Origin of the sequence: Shinella pollutisoli, from assembly GCF_024609765.1 — a bacterium.
Taxonomy (GTDB): domain Bacteria; phylum Pseudomonadota; class Alphaproteobacteria; order Rhizobiales; family Rhizobiaceae; genus Shinella; species Shinella pollutisoli.
In genome coordinates this window covers 1-18,241 of record NZ_JANFDG010000033.1, presented here as the reverse complement: position 1 = coordinate 18,241, position 18,241 = coordinate 1, and the positions used below count along the sequence as shown (strand labels likewise).

Annotated in this window: 19 protein-coding genes; 16 read left to right on the top strand and 3 right to left on the bottom strand. The window is 68.1% G+C overall.

Annotation, left to right across the window (positions count from 1 at the left end):
• Positions 1-97 precede the first annotated feature (97 nt).
• From hemN to NNZ72_RS21710, 7 genes are all read left to right on the top strand, one after another.
• A complete protein-coding gene (gene hemN, locus NNZ72_RS21740) occupies positions 98-1,447 on the top strand; it encodes an oxygen-independent coproporphyrinogen III oxidase (RefSeq protein WP_257317768.1) in 1,350 nt (449 codons plus the stop codon).
• Positions 1,448-1,562: 115 nt separating this feature from the next.
• Positions 1,563-1,847 (top strand): acyl carrier protein, encoded by a 285-nt coding sequence (locus NNZ72_RS21735; RefSeq protein ID WP_256115503.1) that lies wholly within the window; start codon positions 1,563-1,565, stop codon positions 1,845-1,847.
• A 111-nt stretch (positions 1,848-1,958) separates the two neighbouring features.
• Positions 1,959-2,441 carry a 3-hydroxyacyl-ACP dehydratase FabZ family protein gene (locus NNZ72_RS21730; RefSeq protein ID WP_257317763.1) on the top strand — a complete coding sequence of 161 codons (483 nt, stop codon included), beginning with the start codon at positions 1,959-1,961 and terminating at the stop codon, positions 2,439-2,441.
• A 2-nt stretch (positions 2,442-2,443) separates the two neighbouring features.
• Positions 2,444-3,646, top strand: coding sequence for a beta-ketoacyl-ACP synthase (locus NNZ72_RS21725; protein ID WP_257317762.1), 1,203 nt, complete (start codon positions 2,444-2,446; stop codon positions 3,644-3,646).
• Positions 3,647-3,656: 10 nt separating this feature from the next.
• On the top strand, positions 3,657-4,937 hold the full coding sequence (locus tag NNZ72_RS21720) for a beta-ketoacyl-ACP synthase (protein WP_257317760.1): 1,281 nt from the start codon (positions 3,657-3,659) through the stop codon (positions 4,935-4,937).
• A gap of 13 nt (positions 4,938-4,950) precedes the next feature.
• Entirely contained in the window at positions 4,951-5,979 is a 1,029-nt protein-coding gene (locus NNZ72_RS21715) for a zinc-binding dehydrogenase (RefSeq protein ID WP_257317758.1), read from the top strand.
• Between the two features lie 10 nt (positions 5,980-5,989).
• A complete protein-coding gene (locus NNZ72_RS21710) occupies positions 5,990-6,922 on the top strand; it encodes a lipid A biosynthesis lauroyl acyltransferase (protein ID WP_257317757.1) in 933 nt (310 codons plus the stop codon).
• Positions 6,923-6,931: 9 nt separating this feature from the next.
• Here NNZ72_RS21710 and NNZ72_RS21705 read toward each other — a convergent pair whose 3' ends face one another.
• The gene (locus NNZ72_RS21705) at positions 6,932-7,432 is read right to left on the bottom strand and encodes a hemerythrin domain-containing protein (protein ID WP_257317755.1); all 501 of its coding nucleotides are present in this window, start codon (positions 7,430-7,432) and stop codon (positions 6,932-6,934) included.
• 207 nt (positions 7,433-7,639) lie between these two features.
• On the opposite strand from NNZ72_RS21705, the gene ccoN reads away from it, so the two are divergent.
• Genes ccoN through ccoP form a run of 4 tightly spaced genes read left to right on the top strand, consistent with a single transcriptional unit; the run spans position 7,640 to position 11,037 of the window.
• A complete protein-coding gene (ccoN, locus tag NNZ72_RS21700) occupies positions 7,640-9,262 on the top strand; it encodes a cytochrome-c oxidase, cbb3-type subunit I (protein ID WP_257317754.1) in 1,623 nt (540 codons plus the stop codon).
• 10 nt (positions 9,263-9,272) lie between these two features.
• Complete coding sequence (ccoO, locus tag NNZ72_RS21695; RefSeq protein WP_257317753.1) at positions 9,273-10,004, top strand: cytochrome-c oxidase, cbb3-type subunit II; 732 nt, start codon at positions 9,273-9,275, stop codon at positions 10,002-10,004.
• Between the two features lie 13 nt (positions 10,005-10,017).
• Positions 10,018-10,170: a cbb3-type cytochrome c oxidase subunit 3 gene (locus NNZ72_RS21690; protein WP_257317752.1), complete on the top strand. Its 153-nt coding sequence runs from the start codon at positions 10,018-10,020 to the stop codon at positions 10,168-10,170.
• A 3-nt stretch (positions 10,171-10,173) separates the two neighbouring features.
• Positions 10,174-11,037 carry a cytochrome-c oxidase, cbb3-type subunit III gene (gene ccoP, locus NNZ72_RS21685; protein ID WP_257317751.1) on the top strand — a complete coding sequence of 288 codons (864 nt, stop codon included), beginning with the start codon at positions 10,174-10,176 and terminating at the stop codon, positions 11,035-11,037.
• A gap of 61 nt (positions 11,038-11,098) precedes the next feature.
• Here ccoP and NNZ72_RS21680 read toward each other — a convergent pair whose 3' ends face one another.
• Entirely contained in the window at positions 11,099-11,455 is a 357-nt protein-coding gene (locus tag NNZ72_RS21680) for a VOC family protein (RefSeq protein ID WP_257317750.1), read from the bottom strand.
• Positions 11,452-11,871, bottom strand: coding sequence for an SRPBCC family protein (locus NNZ72_RS21675; protein ID WP_257317749.1), 420 nt, complete (start codon positions 11,869-11,871; stop codon positions 11,452-11,454). Before NNZ72_RS21675 ends, NNZ72_RS21680 begins: the two co-directional genes overlap by 4 nt.
• 150 nt (positions 11,872-12,021) lie before the next feature.
• Between NNZ72_RS21675 and ccoG the strand changes: the two genes are divergently transcribed.
• The 5 genes from ccoG to gnd all read left to right on the top strand — a co-directional run bounded on the left by ccoG (position 12,022) and on the right by gnd (position 18,127).
• Entirely contained in the window at positions 12,022-13,593 is a 1,572-nt protein-coding gene (gene ccoG, locus NNZ72_RS21670) for a cytochrome c oxidase accessory protein CcoG (RefSeq protein WP_371747805.1), read from the top strand.
• Positions 13,590-14,093: a FixH family protein gene (locus NNZ72_RS21665; RefSeq protein WP_371747804.1), complete on the top strand. Its 504-nt coding sequence runs from the start codon at positions 13,590-13,592 to the stop codon at positions 14,091-14,093. The genes ccoG and NNZ72_RS21665 overlap by 4 nt, the downstream gene beginning before the upstream one ends.
• Positions 14,090-16,381 carry a cation-translocating P-type ATPase gene (locus tag NNZ72_RS21660; RefSeq protein WP_257317745.1) on the top strand — a complete coding sequence of 764 codons (2,292 nt, stop codon included), beginning with the start codon at positions 14,090-14,092 and terminating at the stop codon, positions 16,379-16,381. The genes NNZ72_RS21665 and NNZ72_RS21660 overlap by 4 nt, the downstream gene beginning before the upstream one ends.
• Positions 16,378-16,533, top strand: a complete 156-nt coding sequence (gene ccoS / locus NNZ72_RS21655) for a cbb3-type cytochrome oxidase assembly protein CcoS (protein ID WP_257317743.1) — start codon at positions 16,378-16,380, stop codon at positions 16,531-16,533. The genes NNZ72_RS21660 and ccoS overlap by 4 nt, the downstream gene beginning before the upstream one ends.
• Before the next feature lie 163 nt (positions 16,534-16,696).
• The gene (gnd, locus tag NNZ72_RS21650; RefSeq protein WP_257317742.1) at positions 16,697-18,127 is read left to right on the top strand and encodes an NADP-dependent phosphogluconate dehydrogenase; all 1,431 of its coding nucleotides are present in this window, start codon (positions 16,697-16,699) and stop codon (positions 18,125-18,127) included.
• Positions 18,128-18,241: the final 114 nt, after the last annotated feature.

Sequence of the window (18,241 nt, the reverse complement as noted above, 5' to 3'; positions counted from 1 at the left end):
TTATCAAATCCTAACCCGGCCATCATGGCATTTGCTTGATCAAAATCAAACAGGAGCTGGCGCGGAGGGTTTATTTGCATAGGGTAAGGAGAAACCGATGCAAGACGCCCTCATCGAACGCCTCTCGGCACCCGTCCCGCGCTATACCAGCTATCCGACCGCACCGCACTTCGACGAAAGCCTCGGTGCGGACGTCTATGCGGGCTGGCTCGCGAATCTGGACGGCCGCAACCGCCTGTCGCTCTATGCGCACATCCCCTATTGCGACCGGCTCTGCTGGTTCTGCGCCTGCCACACCAAGCACACGCTGCGCTACGAGCCGGTCGAGGCCTATCTGAAGGGGCTCCACGCGGAGATCGCCACCGTCGGGGCGCGGGTTTCGAAGGACACGCCGGTCACGGCGCTGCATTTCGGCGGCGGTTCGCCGACGCTGCTCAAGCCCGAGGACATGGTGGCGCTGAAGGCGAGCCTCGTGCGCAACTTCAACTTCTCCGCCGGTTGCGAGATCAGCGTCGAGATGGACCCGAACGACCTCGACGAGGCACGCTACGACGGGCTCGCGGCAATGGGCATGACGCGGGCGAGTCTCGGCATCCAGGACTTCGATCCGAAGGTGCAGAAGGCGATCAACCGCATCCAGACCTTCGAGCAGACGCGCGAGGTCGTCGAGGCGGTGCGGGCGAGGGGCGTGCGCTCCGTCAACTGCGACATCCTCTACGGCCTGCCGCACCAGACGCTGGAAACCATGGCCGAGACCGTCCGCGCCATTCTGTCGCTGTCGCCGGACCGCATCGCGCTGTTCGGCTATGCGCACGTGCCGTGGATGAAGAAGCACCAGAACATGATCGACGAGAAGGCGCTGCCCGGCGTCGTCGCCCGCTATGCGCAGATGACGATGGCGGCCGGCATGCTGACTGCCGCCGGCTACGAGGCGATCGGCATCGACCATTTCGCGCGGCCCGGCGACACGCTCGCGGTCGCCGCGCGCGAGGGCACGCTGCGGCGCAATTTCCAGGGCTACACGGACGACCAGGCCGACGCGCTGATCGGGCTCGGCGCCTCCTCGATCGGCCAGCTTCCCGAGGGCTACGCGCAGAACATCCCGGCGACCGGCGAATACCTGCGCCGCGTCGAGGCCGGCGGGCTCGCCGTCGTGCGCGGCTATGCGCTGACGCAGGAGGACCGGGCGCGCGCCTGGGTGATCGAGCGGGTCATGTGCGACTTCGGCTTCTCCTTCGCCGATCTCGGCCGCCGCCATCCCGCCCTCCTGCCGGCGATCCGCGCGGAGGCGCAGACCTTCGCGGCGACGGACCGCGACGGGCTCTGTCGGATTGCGGGCGACCGCTTCGAGCTGACCGCCGCGGGCCGGCCCTTCGCCCGCACGGTGGCCGCCGTCTTCGACGCGCATCTTTCGACCGGACGCGGCCGGCATTCCATCGCGGTGTGAGAGGCATGCGCTTTCGGCGACACAGCCGCGCCGAATCCGCAACCCCAAGCATCTAGCCCATTGGCAACGGCATCCGTTTTCCATATAGGATCGCGCGACCATAGATTCATGAGGTATGGGCGTGACTGCTACATTCGACAAGGTTGCCGACATCATCGCCGAGACGAGCGAGATCGACCGCGAGACGATCACGCCGGACAGCCACACGATCGACGATCTCGGCATCGACAGCCTCGACTTCCTCGACATCGTCTTCGCGATCGACAAGGAATTCGGCATCAAGATCCCGCTGGAACAGTGGACGCAGGAAGTCAACGAAGGCAAGGTCGCGACCGAAGAGTATTTCGTGCTGAAGAACCTCTGTGCGAAGATCGACGAGCTGAGGGCCGCCAAGGCCTGACGCGGCCCGCGTCCTCGGCATTGCGCCGGTCGATTGCGGCGCAGACTGCGCGCGGCCTGCCGGAGACGGCAGGCCTTTCGATTTCCGGATCCCGCCGGAGTATGAACCCCGATGCTGCTTGAATATTTCCAGATGATCGACCGCGTGGAGAGCGTCGACGGCGCGCGCCGCAAGCTCACGGCCCGCTCGGTCGTGCCGGCGAAGAGCCCGGTCTTCGAAGGGCACTTTCCCGGCATGCCGCTCGTGCCGGGCGTGCTCCTGATCGAGACCATGGCGCAGGCCTCGGGCTTCCTCGTGCTGGCGGCCACGGATTTTTCGGCCATGCCCTTCCTGATGAGCGTCGACGGCGCCAAGATGCGCGCCTTCGTCGAGCCCGACGCCGTGCTCGACATCGAGGCCGTGCTGGAGCATGACGGATCGGGCTATGCGGTGACGAAGGCGAAGATCGCGTCTGCGGGCAAGAAGGTCTGCGACGCGCAGCTCAAGCTGCGCACCATGCCCTTCGCCGAGGTGCCGCTTTCGGAGATCGTCCGCAAGCGTGCGGGCGAGGTGGGGCTTTTCGATGCGCTCGCCGCATCGGCCGAGGGGAAATGACCATGGCGAAGGCAAAGAACGATGTGGTGATCACCGGCGTCGGCATCGTCACCTGTCAGGGCGTGGGGAAAGAGGCGCATGTCGCCCTGCTCGGCGCCGACGGCGCGCCGGCGCTCCGGATCGACACCGAGCGCTTCGCGCCCTATCCGGTGCATCCGATGCCGGAGATCGACTGGAGCCAGCAGATCCCCAAGCGCGGCGACCAGCGGCAGATGGAGAACTGGCAGCGCCTCGGCGTCTTCACGGCGGGGCTTGCGCTCGACGACGCCGGCCTCAAGGACGACATGGAAGCCTGCGGCACGATGGACATGATCGTCGCGGCCGGCGGCGGCGAGCGCGACATCGCCGTCGATTCGCTGATCGTTGACGAGGGCCTGAAGCGCAACGACCGCGAGCGGCTGCTCAACGAGAAGCTGACGACGGAGCTGCGCCCCACGCTCTTCCTCGCCCAGCTCTCCAACCTGCTCGCCGGCAACATCTCCATCGTCCACAAGGTGACGGGCTCGTCGCGCACCTTCATGGGCGAGGAGGCGGCCGGCATCAGCGCCGTCGAGACCGCCTTCCACCGCATCCGCGCCGGCCAGTCGACGCACACGCTCGTCGGCAGCGCGCTCGTCGCCGAGCGGCAGGACGTCATCATGCTCTACGAGGCGATCGGCGCGCATGCGACCGGCGGCTGGACGCCGCTCTGGTCGCGCGACGACACGGCCGGCGGCGGCATCGTCACCGGCACGGCGGCGGCCTTCCTCGTGCTCGAATCGCGCCAACACGCCGAAGCTCGCGGCGCGCATGTCTACGCCACGATCGACGCGATCGGCGGCGATCGCGGCGCGCGCGACGACGGCAAGCTGGAAGCCCGGCTGGACCGGCTCGCGGAGGGCTTCGCCGCCGATCCGCAGAAGACCGTCGTCCTCTCCGGCGCCTCCGGCCTGCACGGGCTGACGGCGCGGGAGAAGGCCTGGGCCGAGAACCGTTTCGCCGGCGCCGCGCTGCGCGGCTTCTCCGCCGTCACGGGCCAGGCGCTCGAAGCGCAGTTCCCGCTCGGGCTGGCGCTCGCCGCGCTCGCGCTCGGCGACGGGCTTGAGGTGCCGGCCTTCGATCCGGCGGCGGAGGGCGCGATGAGCGCGCCGGCGGAGACCGCCGTGGTGACGACCGTCGGCCACGGGCGCGGCGAGGGCCTCGCCATCCTTTCGGCAGAGAAGTGAGGTGCCGGCCATGACGAAAGCCGCTTTCAGGGACCATCTCGGTCGCCCCATCGTCGCCGTCACCGGCATGGGCGTCGTCACCTCGCTGGGGCAGGGGCTCGCCGACAACTGGGCGGCGCTGACCGGCGGGGTCTCCGGCATCCACGCCATCACCCGCTTCCCGGTCGACGGGCTCAACACCCGCATCTCCGGCATGGTGGACTTCGTCGACGTGCCGGTCGAAAACCCGGTCGAGCGCTCCTATGCCTATGCCCGCGAGACGACGGACGAGGCGCTGGCGCAGGCCGGCCTGTCCGGCGATTTCGGCGGCCCGCTGTTCCTCGCCGCCCCGCCGATCGAGCCGGACTGGCGCGACCGTTTCGCGCTCGCCGACCGCGCCGCGCCCTCGCAGCGCCCGGGCGACGCCTACGACCGATTCCTCGCCGTGCTGCGCGAAAATCCCAGCCCGGCGCTGCACGAGGCCTGGGCCTTCGGCTCGATCTCCGAGCGGCTTTCCGACCGCTACGGCACGCGCGGCCTTCCCGTGACACTGTCGACCGCCTGCGCCTCGGGCGCGACGGCGATCCAGCTCGGCGTCGAGGCGATCCGCCAGGGCCGCACCGACCGGGCGCTCACCGTCGGCACCGACGGGTCCGTCACGGCGGAGGCGCTGATCCGCTTCGCGCTGCTCTCGGCGCTCTCCACCCAGAACGATCCGCCGCAGAAGGCCTCGAAGCCGTTCAGCAAGGACCGCGACGGCTTCGTCATCGCCGAGGGGGCGGCGACGCTGGTGCTGGAATCGCTGGAATCGGCCGTCGCCCGCGGCGCCCGCGTCCTCGGCATCCTGAAAGGCTGCGGCGAGAAGGCCGACCATTTCCATCGCACCCGCTCCTCGCCGGACGGCGGCCCCGCCATCGCGACGATCCGCGCGGCGCTCGAAGACGCCGGCATCGACGAGGTCGGCTATATCAACGCCCACGGCACCTCGACGCCGGAGAACGACAAGATGGAGTATCTCTCCATGTCGGCCGTGTTCGGGGAAAAACTGCCGGCGATCCCGGTCTCCTCCAACAAGTCGATGATCGGCCACACGCTGACGGCGGCTGGCGCGGTCGAGGCCGTGTTCTCGATCCAGACCATGCTCACCGGCACGCTGCCGCCGACCATCAACTACCAGAACCCGGACCCGGCCATCGTGCTCGACGTCGTGCCCAACGTGAAGCGCGACGCGGCGGTGACGGCCGTCCTCTCCAACTCCTTCGGCTTCGGCGGCCAGAACGCCAGCCTCGTCATGACGGCCGAGCCGGCCTGATCGGAAGACACCCATGCGCGCCCTGCAACTCCTCGACGACCGCAAGCTCGAACTCACCGACATTCCGGAACCGGAAGCGCCGGGCCCCGGCGAGGTGACGCTGCGCGTGAAGGCGGTGGCGCTGAACCACATCGACGTCTGGGGCTGGCGCGGCATGGCGTTCGCCAAGCGCAAGATGCCGCTCGTCATCGGCGCGGAGGCCGCGGGCGTCGTGGAGACCATCGGGCCGGGTGTCGCGAACGTGCTGCCGGGCCAGCTCGTCTCGATCTACGGGGCGCGCACCTGCGGGCTCTGCAAGCCCTGCCGCGAGGGTCGCGACAACCTTTGCGAACATGTCGGCGGCGTACACGGCTTCCATCTCGACGGCTTCGCGCAGGAGAAGGTGAACCTGCCCGCCCGCCTGCTCGTGCCGGCGCCCCCCGGCGTCGACGCGGTGGCTGCCGCACTCGCGCCCGTGACCTTCGGCACGGTCGAGCACATGCTGTTCGACAATGCGAAGCTGGAGCCCGGCGAGACGATCCTGGTGCACGCCGGCGGCTCGGGCATCGGCACGGCCGCGATCCAGCTCGCCAAGAAGATCGGCTGCACCGTCATCACCACCGTCGGCTCGGACGACAAGATCGAGAAGGCGAGGGCGCTCGGCGCCGACCACGTCATCAACTACCGCACGGACCGCTTCGAGGGCGTCGTGCGCAAGCTCACGAAGAAAAAGGGCGTCGACGTCGTCTTCGAGCATGTCGGCAAGGATACCTGGGCGGGCTCGATGCTCTGCCTGAAGCGGGGCGGGCGGCTCGTCACCTGCGGCTCCACCTCCGGCGTCTCCACCGACATGAACCTGATGATGCTGTTCCAGCAGCAGTTGAAGCTCCTCGGCTCCTTCGGCTGCCGCATGGAGAACATGGCGAACGCCATGCAGAAGATGGCGCGCGGCCTCGTCCATCCGGTGATCGACACGGAAGTGACCTTCGACGGCATCGCCACGGCGCTCGAACGGATGGAATCGCGCCAGATCTTCGGCAAGATCGTCCTCAGGCTGGACTGAAGCGGTGCGGATGCTCCTCACACGGCTGGTGCTCGCTTCCCGCAAGGCGAAGCAATGGCTGGTGGCGCAGCTCGCCTTCGGCCTGCTCAACCTGCTGAAGCTGCTGCCGGCCGACCGGGCGATCCGCTTCGCCGACCGTTTCGCCCGCCGGATCGGCCCGAAGCTTGCCCGCCACCGGTTGATGCTGACCAACCTGCGCAATGCCTTCCCGGAGAAATCCGAGGCCGAGATCGCGGCGATCGCCCTCGATTCGTGGGGCAACATGGGGCGGCTCGCCGCCGAGTACGTCTTCCTCGACCGGCTGTTCGACTTCGACCCCGAGCGCACCGAGCCCGGCCGCATCGAGGTCTCCGGCATCCCGCTCTTCGTGGAGCTGCGCGACAATCCGCGCCCCTTCATCGTCTTCACCGCCCATACCGGCAATTTCGAGCTGCTGCCGGTCGCGGGCGCCGCCTTCGGGCTGGAGGTGACGGTGCTGTTCCGCCCGCCGAACAATCCCTACATCGCGGAAAAGGTTTTCGACTTCCGCAAGGCGCGCATGGGCCATCTCGTGCCCTCGCATGCCGGCTCCTCCTTCACGCTGGCGCGCAAGCTGGAGGCGGGCGGGGCGGTCGGCGTGCTGGTCGACCAGAAGTTCACCAAGGGCCTGCACACGAAATTCTTCGGCCGCGACGTGCAGACCAATCCGCTGCTCGCCAAGCTGGTGCGGCAGTTCGGCTGCGAAGTCTATCCGGCCCGCTGCATCCGCCTTCCCGGCAACCGCTACCGGCTGGAGCTGGAGCCGGCGATGGATATCCCGCGGCGCGACAACGGCAGCGTCGACGTCGAGGCGACCGCGCAGATGCTCAACGACAAGGTCGAGCAATGGGTGCGCGAATATCCGGGCCAGTGGCTCTGGTACCACGACCGCTGGAACATCAAGCGCAGCCTGCCGAGGGACTGACCGCCGGTATCAGGCGTCGGGCGACAGGGGCCGGACGTCGGGCCCGCCGCGCAGCATGAACTGCTGCTCGAAGGCGATGTGGCGGCGGATCGATTCGAAGAAGCCCCGCAGCATGTAGCCGGCGGTCTCCGCGTTGACCGTGCCGTCGCCGCTGCCGAGCCGCGTCAGCGTGTCGGTCAGCTCCTCGGCGAAACATTCGTCCTCGACGTGCTCGAACTTCAGCCGGGCGATCGTCTCGCCCATCTCGCCGCGGAAGAAGGGCGTCTTCTCCAGGAGGGGGAACAGCATCTCCTCCTCGTAGCGGTGGATGCCGTTGATCAGCGGGATCAGCGATTTCGCCGCATAGATGCATTTCTGCCGGTTCACGTTGGCCGGCAGGCTATCGGCGATCTCCTCCAGCGCCTCACAGAGCGTGAGCTGGGCGTTGTGCGCCCGCTTCAGCCAGTCCAGAGAAGCCACATCCGCCGGGCGCTCCGACAGCAATCGGGCAATGCCAACATAGTCCGTCATCTCGTGCTCCCTCGTCCGGGAATGGCCGCGGCGTCATCCGGCGCGGCTGCGTCATCCTGTCCTTTGATGCCCCCCGGCCGGCTGCGTCGCCTTGATCCAAATCAAGGCTCTCGCACGCGAGATCTGCAAAGCGTCAGATGAGCGCATGGGCCGTGTCCGCGATGGATTCGGCGGCTGCGGATTTGGACGAGTTGGGGGATGCCAACGATGAAATACACAACGGAAACGATAGTGCTCGCCGTCGGGGCATTCGTCGCGCTGCTCGGCGCGGCGTTTGCCCAGGACCGGCTGTTCGAGGCCCACATGTGGGTGCTCTTCTTCGTGCTGCTCGCGAGCACGGTCTTCATGCTGCGCCGCGTCTCCTTCGCGCCTGCCGGCGGGGTCAAGCCCGCCGACGATCCGGAGGGCTATTTCGACGAGGTCGTGAAATACGGCGTCATCGCCACGGTGTTCTGGGGCGTCGTCGGCTTCCTGGTCGGCGTGGTCGTCGCCTCGCAGCTCGCCTTCCCGGATCTCAACATCGAGCCCTGGTTCAACTTCGGCCGCATGCGCCCGCTGCACACCTCGGCGGTGATCTTCGCCTTCGGCGGCAACGCGCTGATCGCGACCTCCTTCTACGTCGTGCAACGCACCTCGCGCGCGCGCCTCTTCGGCGGCAATCTCGGCTGGTTCGTGTTCTGGGGCTACCAGCTCTTCATCGTCATGGCCGCGACCGGCTACCTGCTCGGCATCACCCAGAGCCGCGAATACGCCGAGCCGGAATGGTATGTCGACCTGTGGCTGACGATCGTCTGGGTCGCCTATCTCGTCGCCTTCCTCGGCACGATCATCAAGCGCAAGGAGCCGCATATCTATGTGGCGAACTGGTTCTTCCTGTCCTTCATCGTCACCATCGCGATGCTGCACGTCGTCAACAACCTGGCGATCCCGGTGTCCTTCCTCGGCTCGAAGAGCTACTCGGCCTTCTCCGGCGTGCAGGACGCGCTGACGCAGTGGTGGTACGGCCATAACGCCGTCGGCTTCTTCCTGACGGCCGGCTTCCTCGGCATGATGTACTACTTCATCCCGAAGCAGGTGAACCGCCCGGTCTATTCCTACCGCCTGTCGATCATCCACTTCTGGGCGCTGATCTTCATGTACATCTGGGCCGGCCCGCACCACCTGCACTATACCGCGCTGCCCGACTGGGCGCAGACACTCGGCATGGTGTTCTCGGTCATGCTGTGGATGCCCTCCTGGGGCGGCATGATCAACGGCCTGATGACGCTCTCGGGCGCCTGGGACAAGATCCGCACCGACCCGATCGTGCGCATGATGGTCATGGCCGTCGCCTTCTACGGCATGGCGACCTTCGAGGGCCCGATGATGTCGATCAAGGCGGTCAACTCGCTCTCGCACTATACGGACTGGACCATCGGCCACGTGCATTCGGGCGCGCTCGGCTGGAACGGCCTCATCACCTTCGGCGCGATCTACTACCTCGTCCCGAAGCTGTGGAAGCGGCAGCGGCTCTACTCGATCCGCATGGTCAACTGGCACTTCTGGCTCGCCACGCTCGGCATCGTCGTCTACGCGGCGGTCATGTGGGTCGCCGGCATCCAGCAGGGCCTGATGTGGCGCGAATACGACGAGCAGGGCTTCCTGGTCTATTCGTTCGCCGAAACCGTCACGGCCATGTTCCCCTACTACGTGATGCGTGCCATCGGCGGGGGGCTGTTCCTCCTCGGCGCGATCATCATGGCCTACAACGTGACCATGACAATCCTCGGCTACGAGCGCGACGAGGCCCCGATCCCGGGTGCCCAGCCCGCCCTGCAGCCGGCCGAATAGGAGGTGGACGATGTCCATTCTTGACAAACACGTCATCTTCGAACGCAACGCCACGCTGCTCCTCGTCGGCTCGCTCTTCGTCGTCACCATCGGCGGCATCGTCGAGATCGCGCCGCTCTTCTATCTCGAGAACACGATCGAGAAGGTCGAGGGGATGCGGCCCTACTCGCCGCTGGAGCTCGCCGGCCGCGACATCTACATCCGCGAGGGCTGCTATACCTGTCACAGCCAGATGATCCGTCCGTTCCGCGACGAGGTGGAGCGCTACGGCCATTACTCGCTGGCCGCGGAATCGATGTACGACCATCCGTTCCAGTGGGGCTCGAAGCGGACGGGGCCGGACCTCGCCCGCGTCGGCGACCGCTACTCGAACGAGTGGCACGTCCAGCACCTGATCGAGCCGCGCTCGGTCGTGCCGGAATCGGTCATGCCGAGCTACGCCTTCCTCAAGGAGACGCCGCTCGAGGTGACGAACGTCGGCATGCACCTGTCGGCCAACCGCGCCGTCGGCGTGCCCTACAGCGACGAGATGATCGAGAACGCGGAGGCCGACCTCAAGGCGCAGGCCGACCCGAACGCCGACACGTCCGGCGTCGAGGCCCGCTACCCGAAGGCTAAGTTCGGCGATTTCGACGGCGATCCGGCGAAGCTCACCGAGATGGACGCGCTCGTCGCCTATCTGCAGATGCTCGGCACGCTGGTCGACTTCTCGACCTACGACGACGCGAGCGGCTACCGCTGAGGAGGGAAGAACCATGGAAACCTACACCGCCATGCGGCACTTCGCCGACAGTTGGGGCCTGCTTGCCATGACGCTGTTCTTCCTCGGCGTCGTCCTCTTCGTCTTCCGGCCCGGCGCGCGCAAGATCGCCGACGAGGCCGCCGCAATCCCTCTCAAGGAGGACTGATCAATGGCTGAAAAGCACATCGACGAAATCTCCGGCGTCGAGACCACCGGCCACGAATGGGACGGCATCCGCGAGCTCAACAACCCGATGCCGCGCTGGTGGGTCTGGACCTTCTACGCGACGATCGTCTGGGCGCTCGCCTACACGATCGCCTTCCCGGCCTGGCCGCTGATCTCCGACACGACCAAGGGCATGCTCGGCTGGTCGAGCCGCGCCAACGTGGCGGCCGAGCTGGCGAGCGCCAAGGAGGCGCAGGCGGGCCTCGTCAACCGGATCGGCGAGGCCTCGCTCGACGAGATCATGGCCGACCCGCAGCTCATGCAGTTCGCCGTCTCCGGCGGTGCCGCGGCCTTCCGCGTCAACTGCGTGCAGTGCCACGGCTCGGGCGCGGCGGGCTCGGCCGGCTACCCGAACCTCAACGACGACGACTGGGTGTGGGGCGGCAGCGTCGACGAGATCTACCACACGATCGCCCACGGCATCCGCCATCCGGGCGACGACGACACGCGCATCTCGGAGATGCCGGCCTTTTCCGACATCCTCCAGCCGGAGGAGATCAAGCAGGTCGCGGCCTATGTGGTGAGCCTCACCGGCACGCCGGCGGACGCCTCGATGGTCGAGCCCGGCCAGCAGCTCTTCGCCGACAACTGCGCCTCCTGCCACGGCGAGGACGCCAAGGGCGGCCGCGAGTTCGGCGCGCCGAACCTCGCCGACGCGATCTGGCTGAAGAGCGAGGGCGAGGCGGAGATCGCCCAGCAGATCCGTTCGCCCAAGCACGGCGTCATGCCGGCCTGGCTGCCGCGCCTCGGCGAGCCGACCGTCAAGCAGCTCGCCGTCTTCGTCCATTCGCTCGGCGGCGGGGAATGACGGGGGCCTGAAAGAGGGGGAAGGGGCCGCGGGAGACCGCGGCCCTTTTCACATCGCGTCCCTAGCGGCTCGACCAGACGGCCAGCTCGTAGCCGTCCGGGTCGCGGAAGTGGAAGCGGCGGCCGCCGGGGAAGGGGAAGATCGGCTTCGCGATCTGTCCGCCCGCCGTCTCGATGCGCGCGAGCGTCTCCTCCAGGTCGTCGGCATAGAGGATGACGAGCGGGCCGCCGGCGGCGGAAACCGGGGCGAGCGTGGTGAAGCCGCCCGACAGCCGGCCGTCGCGGAATTCGCAGTAGCTTGATCCGTAGTCGGTGAAGGTCCAGCCGAAGGCGGCGCCGTAGAAGGCCTTGCTTACGGCGATATCGGCGACGTTGAACTCGATGTAGTCGATCCTGCGGTCGGCGCCTGCGGTGCTCATCGGTCCGTCTCCTCGTGTCGTTCCAGGATCTCGGCGAGCGCGTCGAGGTCGCGGGCGACATGGGCCGCATCCGCCGCAAACGCGTCGTTGTCCATGCCGGGGAGCCTCAGCAGCGTGAACATCACCTCCGCGCCGTCGCCGTTCGGGACGACCCGGAGCGCGTTCTCCACCACGGTGCCGTCCGGCAGGGTGACGGTGTGGTCGATCACGCCGAACGGATTTCGCGGCGCGAATCGCACGCGCACCGCGCCGATCGGCCCGCCGTCGGCGATCCAGTCCCCGCCGTCCGGCGTCAGCCCGGCGGCGAGCCCCGAGGCCCAGCGCGGCATTTCCCCGGGGCTTGCCGCGAAATCGTAGACGGCGCGCCAGTCGCGCCGGATCGTGCGGTGGATGATGCGGGCGGGCATGGTCGGCATCGGCGGGTCTCCGGTTTGCCCGACTGTGACATTTCGCCGGGCTCTGCGGCAACCCGTCACGCGGATTGGCCGCAAAACTTGACGTAGATCAACGATTACAGCGGGCATTGGCGGCATTGTGCCCGCACGATCAGGATACCGGCCGATATCATGCAGCAGATGACTCCCTCCCTTTCCGACAGCGTCGAACGACTCGAGGCGGAACCCGTCAATTCGGCGAGGATCCGCAAGCCGCTCTACGAGAAGCGCAAGAAGATCTTCCCGAAGCGGGCGGAAGGCCGCTTCCGGCAGTTCAAGTGGCTGGTGATGCTGATCACGCTCGGCATCTACTACCTGACGCCGTGGATCCGCTGGGACCGCGGGCCGCACGCCCCGGACCAGGCGGTGCTGGTCGACCTCGCCGGCCGGCGCTTCTACTTCTTCGCCATCGAGATCTGGCCGCAGGAGTTCTTCTTCGTGGCGGGGCTGCTCGTCATGGCGGGCTTCGGCCTCTTCCTCGTGACCTCGGCGGTCGGACGCGCCTGGTGCGGCTATGCCTGTCCGCAGACCGTCTGGGTCGACCTGTTCCTCGTCGTCGAGCGGGCGGTCGAGGGCGACCGCAACGCCCGCATGAAGCTCGACGCCGGCCCCTGGAGCCTCGACAAGATCTGGCGGCGGGTGGTGAAGCACGCGACCTGGCTCTTCATCGCCGTGGCGACCGGGGGCGCCTGGATCTTCTACTTCGCCGACGCGCCGACGTTGCTCGTCAACTTCGTGACGCTCGATGCCCCGCCGGTCGCCTACATGACCGTTGGTATTCTCACGGCGACGACCTATATCTTCGGCGGGCTGATGCGCGAGCAGGTCTGCACCTACATGTGCCCCTGGCCGCGCATCCAGGCGGCGATGCTGGACGAGAGCTCGCTCGTCGTCACCTACAACGACTGGCGCGGCGAGCCGCGCTCGCGCCATGCCAAGAAGGCGATCGCCGCCGGCCAGAGCGTCGGCGATTGCGTCGACTGCAACGCCTGCGTGGCGGTCTGTCCCATGGGCATCGACATCCGCGACGGCCAGCAGCTCGAATGCATCACCTGCGCGCTCTGTATCGATGCCTGCGACAACGTGATGGACAAGCTCGGGAAGGAGCGCGGATTGATCGCCTATGCGACGCTGTCGGACTATTCGGCCAACATGGCGCTGGCGACGGCCGGCGGCACGGCGCCGATCGATCCCGCCCGCGTGCGCGGCGCCGACGGCGGCTTCTCCGACAAGGTCCGGCATTTCTACTGGCGGATCATCTTCCGTCCGCGCACGATGCTCTATTTCGGCGTCTGGTCGCTCGCGGGCCTCGCGCTGCTCTTCGCGCTCCTGTCGCGCGACCGGCTGGACCTCAACGTCATCCACGACCGCAACCCGCAATTCGTCATCGAATCGGACGGCTCGGTGCGCAACGGCTATGCCGTGAAGCTGCTCAACATGATCCCCGAGCCGCGCGTCATCACGCTCACGATCGAGGGCATGCCCGGGGCGACGATGAAGATCACCGGCCACGACAGCGCCGACGCGCGCAGCTTCGACATCCCGACCGAGCCGGACAAGGTGACGGCCGTGCGCGTTTTCGTTACCCTGCCCAGGGACCGGCTGGCCGAAGCCGCCGACGGCTTCCGCCTCGTCGCGGAGGACCGCCAGGGCCACGAGCAGGACGTCTATTCCGCCCATTTCAACGTGCCGGGAGCAAGATGATGGCCAACGCGCAACGGAAGCCGCAGGGCTTCGTCTTCACCGGCTGGCACATGCTGGGCGTCATGGTGCTGTTCTTCGGCACGATCATCACCGTCAACCTGGTGATGGCCTGGAACGCCACGCGCAGCTGGAGCGGGCTGGTGGTGCAGAACACCTACGTCGCCAGCCAGGAATTCAACGGCAAGGTCGCCGAGGCGAAGGCCTTCGCTGCAAGCGGCATCGAGGGGGCGCTGACCGTCGAGGCCGGCCGTGTCGTCTACAGGGTGGTCGACGCCGGGGGCGCGCCGCTTGCCGCCGACAGCGTGACGGCGATCTTCAAGCGGCCCGTCGACGAGCGCGAGGATTTCTCGCTCGCCCTCGTGCCGGACGGTCCCGGCCTCTTCGTCGCCGAGCGCGCCGTGCCGGCGGGCCAGTGGGTGGTCGACATCAGCACCGGGCGCGAGGGCACCAAGGTGTTCCACCAGACGGTGCGCACGATCGTCGGGGGGCAAGCGAAATGAGCTGCTGCGCGCCGGGAACGGAAGGGGCCGCGGAGGCCGAACGGGCGCGCCACGCCCTGCCGTCCTCGGAGGAGCTGATGCTTTCGAGCCGCCCGGTCGGCGAGGGGCTGCGCCAGAGCGACCTCAGCGTGCCCGGCGTCCATTGCGGCACCTGCATCACCACCGTCGAGGGCGCGCTCAACGCGCTGCCGGAGGTGGAGCGCGCCCGCGTCAACCTCTCCTCGCGCCGCGTCTCCGTCGTCTGGCGGGAGACGGTCGACGGGCGGCCGACCGACCCGCAGGCGATCGCCGCGGCGATCCGCGCCACCGGCTACGACGCCCATCTGTTCTCGCTCGCCGCCGAGGGCGACGACGCGCTGCGCAACCAGCTGATCCGCGCCGTCGCCGTCGCCGGCTTCGCGGCGACCAACATCATGCTGCTCTCGGTCTCGGTCTGGTCGGGCGCGGAATCGGCGACGCGCGACCTGTTCCACTGGATCTCCGCCTTCATCGCCGGTCCGACGCTGATCTATGCCGGGCGCTTCTTCTACCGGTCCGCCTGGAACGCCGTGAAGCACGGCCGCACCAACATGGACGTGCCGATCGCGCTCGCCATCACGCTCTCCTACATCGTCTCGCTCTGGGAGACGCTGCACAGCGCCGAGCACGCCTGGTTCGACGCGACCGTCAGCCTCTTGTTCTTCCTGCTCATCGGCCGCACCCTCGACCACGTCATGCGCGACCGCGCGCGCTCGGCCATCACCGGGCTTGCCCGGCTTTCGCCGCGCGGCGCCATGGTGCTTGCCGCCGACGGCACGCGCGACTACCGGCCCGTCGAGGAGATCGCCGTCGGCGACCGGCTGTCGGTGGCCGCCGGCGAGCGCATCCCCGTCGATTGCCGGGTGCTTGCCGGCGCAAGCGACATCGACCGCTCCATCGTCAACGGCGAGAGCGAGCCGCTCGCTGCCCGGCCGGGCACACAGCTCGAAGCCGGCGCGATGAACCTCACCGGCGCGCTCACCGTCGAGGCGACGGCGATCGCCCGCGATTCCTTCCTCTCCGAGGTCATCGGCCTGATGGAGGCCGCCGAAGGGGGCAGGGCGCGCTATCGCCGCATCGCCGACCGCGCCGCGCAGATCTATTCGCCGGCCGTGCACCTCTTGGCGCTTACTTCCTTCCTCGGCTGGGGTTTTTACGACGGCGACTGGAAGCATGCGCTGCTCGTCGCCATCGCCGTCTTGATCATCACCTGCCCCTGCGCGCTCGGCCTTGCCGTGCCGGTGGTGCAGGTGGTGGCGGCCGGCCGGCTGTTTGCCGGCGGCGTGATGGTCAAGGACGGCTCGGCCATGGAGCGGCTCGCCGAGATCGACACCGCCGTCTTCGACAAGACCGGCACGCTGACGCTCGGAAAGCCGCGGCTCGTCGACCGCGATCGCATCGAGCGCGCCCATCTTGCGCTCGCGGCAGGCCTTGCCGCCCATTCGCGCCATCCGCTCTCGGCGGCGATCGTCGCCGCCCACCCGGGACCGGCGCCGGTGGTCGGCGACGTCGCCGAGATCGCCGGCGGCGGGCTGGAGGCGAGGACGCCCGACGGCGTGCTGCGCCTCGGCAACCGCGCCTTCGCCTGCGGCGCGGCGGCGGAAGGCGAGGGGGCGCATGCGCTCTCCGAGGTGGTGCTGTCGCGCGACAGTGCGGTGCTCGCGACCTTCCGCTTCGAGGACGCGCTCAGGCCGGGCGCGCGCGAGGCGGTGGCGCGGCTGGCCGCGGCCGGGCTCGACATGGCGATCCTTTCCGGCGACCGGGCGCCGGCCGTCGCCCGCATCGCCGGCCTGCTCAGGATCGACCGCTGGCGCGCGGCACTCACGCCGCGCGACAAGACGGAGGTGGTGGCCGAGCGCGCCGCGGCGGGACGCAGGGTGCTGATGGTCGGCGACGGCATCAACGACGCGCCGGCGCTCGCCGCCGCCCATGTCTCGATCGCGCCGGCCACGGCCGCCGACGTCGGGCGGCAGGCGGCCGATTTCGTCTTCCTGCACGAGAGCCTCGAGGCCGTTCCCTTCGCCTACGACACGGCGAAACGCGCCGGCCGGCTGATCCGCCAGAATTTTGCCCTCGCCATCGGCTACAACGTGCTCGCCGTGCCGATCGCGATCCTCGGCCATGCCACGCCGCTGATCGCCGCCATCGCCATGTCGACCTCGTCGATCATCGTGGTGGTGAACTCGCTGCGGCTGCGCGGGGCCGTCCCCGCCTTCGCGCGGAAGGCGGCGGAGGAGAGCCGCCCGGCGAAACTGGTCGAGGCCGCATGAGTACGCTGATCTTCCTCATCCCGATCGCCCTCTTCCTCGGCGGGCTGGGGCTCGCCGCCTTCCTCTGGTCGCTGAAGAGCGGCCAGTACGAGGACATCGACGGCGCCGCCTGGCGCGTGCTCGACGACGGCGACGACAAGCCCGGCCGCTGAGGCCTATGGGTCCATACAAAGCGTGCAGCCGCCCGCTAAAATGCCGCGGAAGCCAAACAATCGCTTGTCGTAAATCGATTTGAATGCCAAGACACGCGGTGTCGGGGTTCCGTTCGCCATTCCGGCCCGTGGCCCCCAAGCGCATTCTTTCGGAGGTATACAGGTGGCACAGGCGGAAATCGGGCTTATCGGGCTTGGCGTTATGGGGTCGAACCTCGCGCTCAACATCGCCGAGAAGGGCAACACGATCGCGGTCTTCAACCGCACCGCGGCGCGGACCCGGGAATTCTACGAGGAGGCCGGCGACCTCAAGGGGCAGGTCGTTCCCTGCGAGACCATCGAGGAATTCGTCGCCGCCATCCGCCCGCCGCGGCCGATCATCATCATGATCCAGGCCGGTGCGGCCGTCGACCAGCAGATGGACCTGCTGCGCCCGCATCTCGAAGCCAACGACATCATGATCGATGCCGGCAACGCCAATTTCCGCGACACGATGCGCCGCTTCGACGCGCTCAAGGATTCCGGCCTCACCTTCATCGGCATGGGCGTCTCCGGCGGCGAGGAGGGCGCGCGCCACGGGCCCTCGATCATGGTCGGCGGCACCGAGGAGAGCTGGAAGCGCGTCGAGAAGGTGCTGACCTCGATCGCCGCCAAGTACAACGGCGATCCCTGCGTCGCCTGGCTCGGCGAGAACGGCGCCGGCCACTTCGTCAAGACGATCCACAACGGCATCGAATATGCCGACATGCAGATGATCGCCGAGATCTACGGCATCCTGCGCGACGGGCTGAAGATGAGCGCTGCCGAGATCGGCGCGGTCTTCGGCGAATGGAACCGCGGCCGCCTCGAATCCTACCTGATCGAGATCACCGAGAAGGTGCTCGCCGCCGCCGACCCGATCACCGGCAAGCCGATGGTCGACATGATCCTCGACAAGGCCGGCCAGAAGGGCACCGGCAAATGGTCGGCGATCGAGGCGCAGAACATGGGCGTGCCGGCGACCGGCATCGAGGCCGCCGTCGCCGCCCGCTCGATCTCCGCCGTCAAGGGCGAGCGCGAGGCGGCGGAGAAGATCCTCGGCCTGCCGGACGTGCCGGCGCTTCAGATCGCCGACCGGGCGGCCTTCGTCAAGGACCTGGAGAACGCGCTGCTCGCCGGCAAGATCGGCGCCTATGCGCAGGGCTTCGCCGTGATGTCGGCGGCCTCGAAGGAGTTCGGCTGGAACCTGCCGATGCCGACCATCGCGAAAATCTGGCGCGCCGGCTGCATCATCCGCTCGCAGTTCCTCGACGAGATCACCAGCGCCTTCACCAAGGCGCCGGACGCCGCCAACCTCATCGTCACGCCCGCCTTCGCCGCGATGGTGAAGGAGACGGACGGGGCGCTGCGCCGCGTCGTCTCCACTGCGGCCCTGCATGGCCTGCCGGCGCCGGCGCTCGCCTCGGCGCTCGGCTATTTCGACAGCTACCGCCGCGCCCGCGGCACGGCCAACGTCATCCAGGCCCAGCGCGACTTCTTCGGCGCCCACGGCTTCGACCGCGTCGACGGCGCCGACAGCCACCATGGCCCCTGGGGCAGCGGGCTGAACGGCTGATTTCGGTTCGATAACGGCAAGCGGCCCGGTCGTTCGACCGGGCCGTTTTGTTTGTAACCAAAGTAAACCTCCACCTCCGGTGGAGGACTGGACGAGTTCTACATCGTGGTCGAG

Bases quoted from the DNA above. Each gene is read 5' to 3' on its own strand.
- hemN (WP_257317768.1), top strand. From the start codon at position 98: ATGCAAGACGCCCTCATCGAACGCCTCTCGGCACCCGTCCCGCGCTAT.
- NNZ72_RS21735 (WP_256115503.1), top strand. From the start codon at position 1,563: ATGGGCGTGACTGCTACATTCGACAAGGTTGCCGACATCATCGCCGAG.
- NNZ72_RS21730 (WP_257317763.1), top strand. From the start codon at position 1,959: ATGCTGCTTGAATATTTCCAGATGATCGACCGCGTGGAGAGCGTCGAC.
- NNZ72_RS21725 (WP_257317762.1), top strand. From the start codon at position 2,444: ATGGCGAAGGCAAAGAACGATGTGGTGATCACCGGCGTCGGCATCGTC.
- NNZ72_RS21720 (WP_257317760.1), top strand. From the start codon at position 3,657: ATGACGAAAGCCGCTTTCAGGGACCATCTCGGTCGCCCCATCGTCGCC.
- NNZ72_RS21715 (WP_257317758.1), top strand. From the start codon at position 4,951: ATGCGCGCCCTGCAACTCCTCGACGACCGCAAGCTCGAACTCACCGAC.
- NNZ72_RS21710 (WP_257317757.1), top strand. From the start codon at position 5,990: ATGCTCCTCACACGGCTGGTGCTCGCTTCCCGCAAGGCGAAGCAATGG.
- NNZ72_RS21705 (WP_257317755.1), bottom strand. From the start codon at position 7,432: ATGACGGACTATGTTGGCATTGCCCGATTGCTGTCGGAGCGCCCGGCG.
- ccoN (WP_257317754.1), top strand. From the start codon at position 7,640: ATGAAATACACAACGGAAACGATAGTGCTCGCCGTCGGGGCATTCGTC.
- ccoO (WP_257317753.1), top strand. From the start codon at position 9,273: ATGTCCATTCTTGACAAACACGTCATCTTCGAACGCAACGCCACGCTG.
- NNZ72_RS21690 (WP_257317752.1), top strand. From the start codon at position 10,018: ATGGAAACCTACACCGCCATGCGGCACTTCGCCGACAGTTGGGGCCTG.
- ccoP (WP_257317751.1), top strand. From the start codon at position 10,174: ATGGCTGAAAAGCACATCGACGAAATCTCCGGCGTCGAGACCACCGGC.
- NNZ72_RS21680 (WP_257317750.1), bottom strand. From the start codon at position 11,455: ATGAGCACCGCAGGCGCCGACCGCAGGATCGACTACATCGAGTTCAAC.
- NNZ72_RS21675 (WP_257317749.1), bottom strand. From the start codon at position 11,871: ATGCCGACCATGCCCGCCCGCATCATCCACCGCACGATCCGGCGCGAC.
- ccoG (WP_371747805.1), top strand. From the start codon at position 12,022: ATGCAGCAGATGACTCCCTCCCTTTCCGACAGCGTCGAACGACTCGAG.
- NNZ72_RS21665 (WP_371747804.1), top strand. From the start codon at position 13,590: ATGATGGCCAACGCGCAACGGAAGCCGCAGGGCTTCGTCTTCACCGGC.
- NNZ72_RS21660 (WP_257317745.1), top strand. From the start codon at position 14,090: ATGAGCTGCTGCGCGCCGGGAACGGAAGGGGCCGCGGAGGCCGAACGG.
- ccoS (WP_257317743.1), top strand. From the start codon at position 16,378: ATGAGTACGCTGATCTTCCTCATCCCGATCGCCCTCTTCCTCGGCGGG.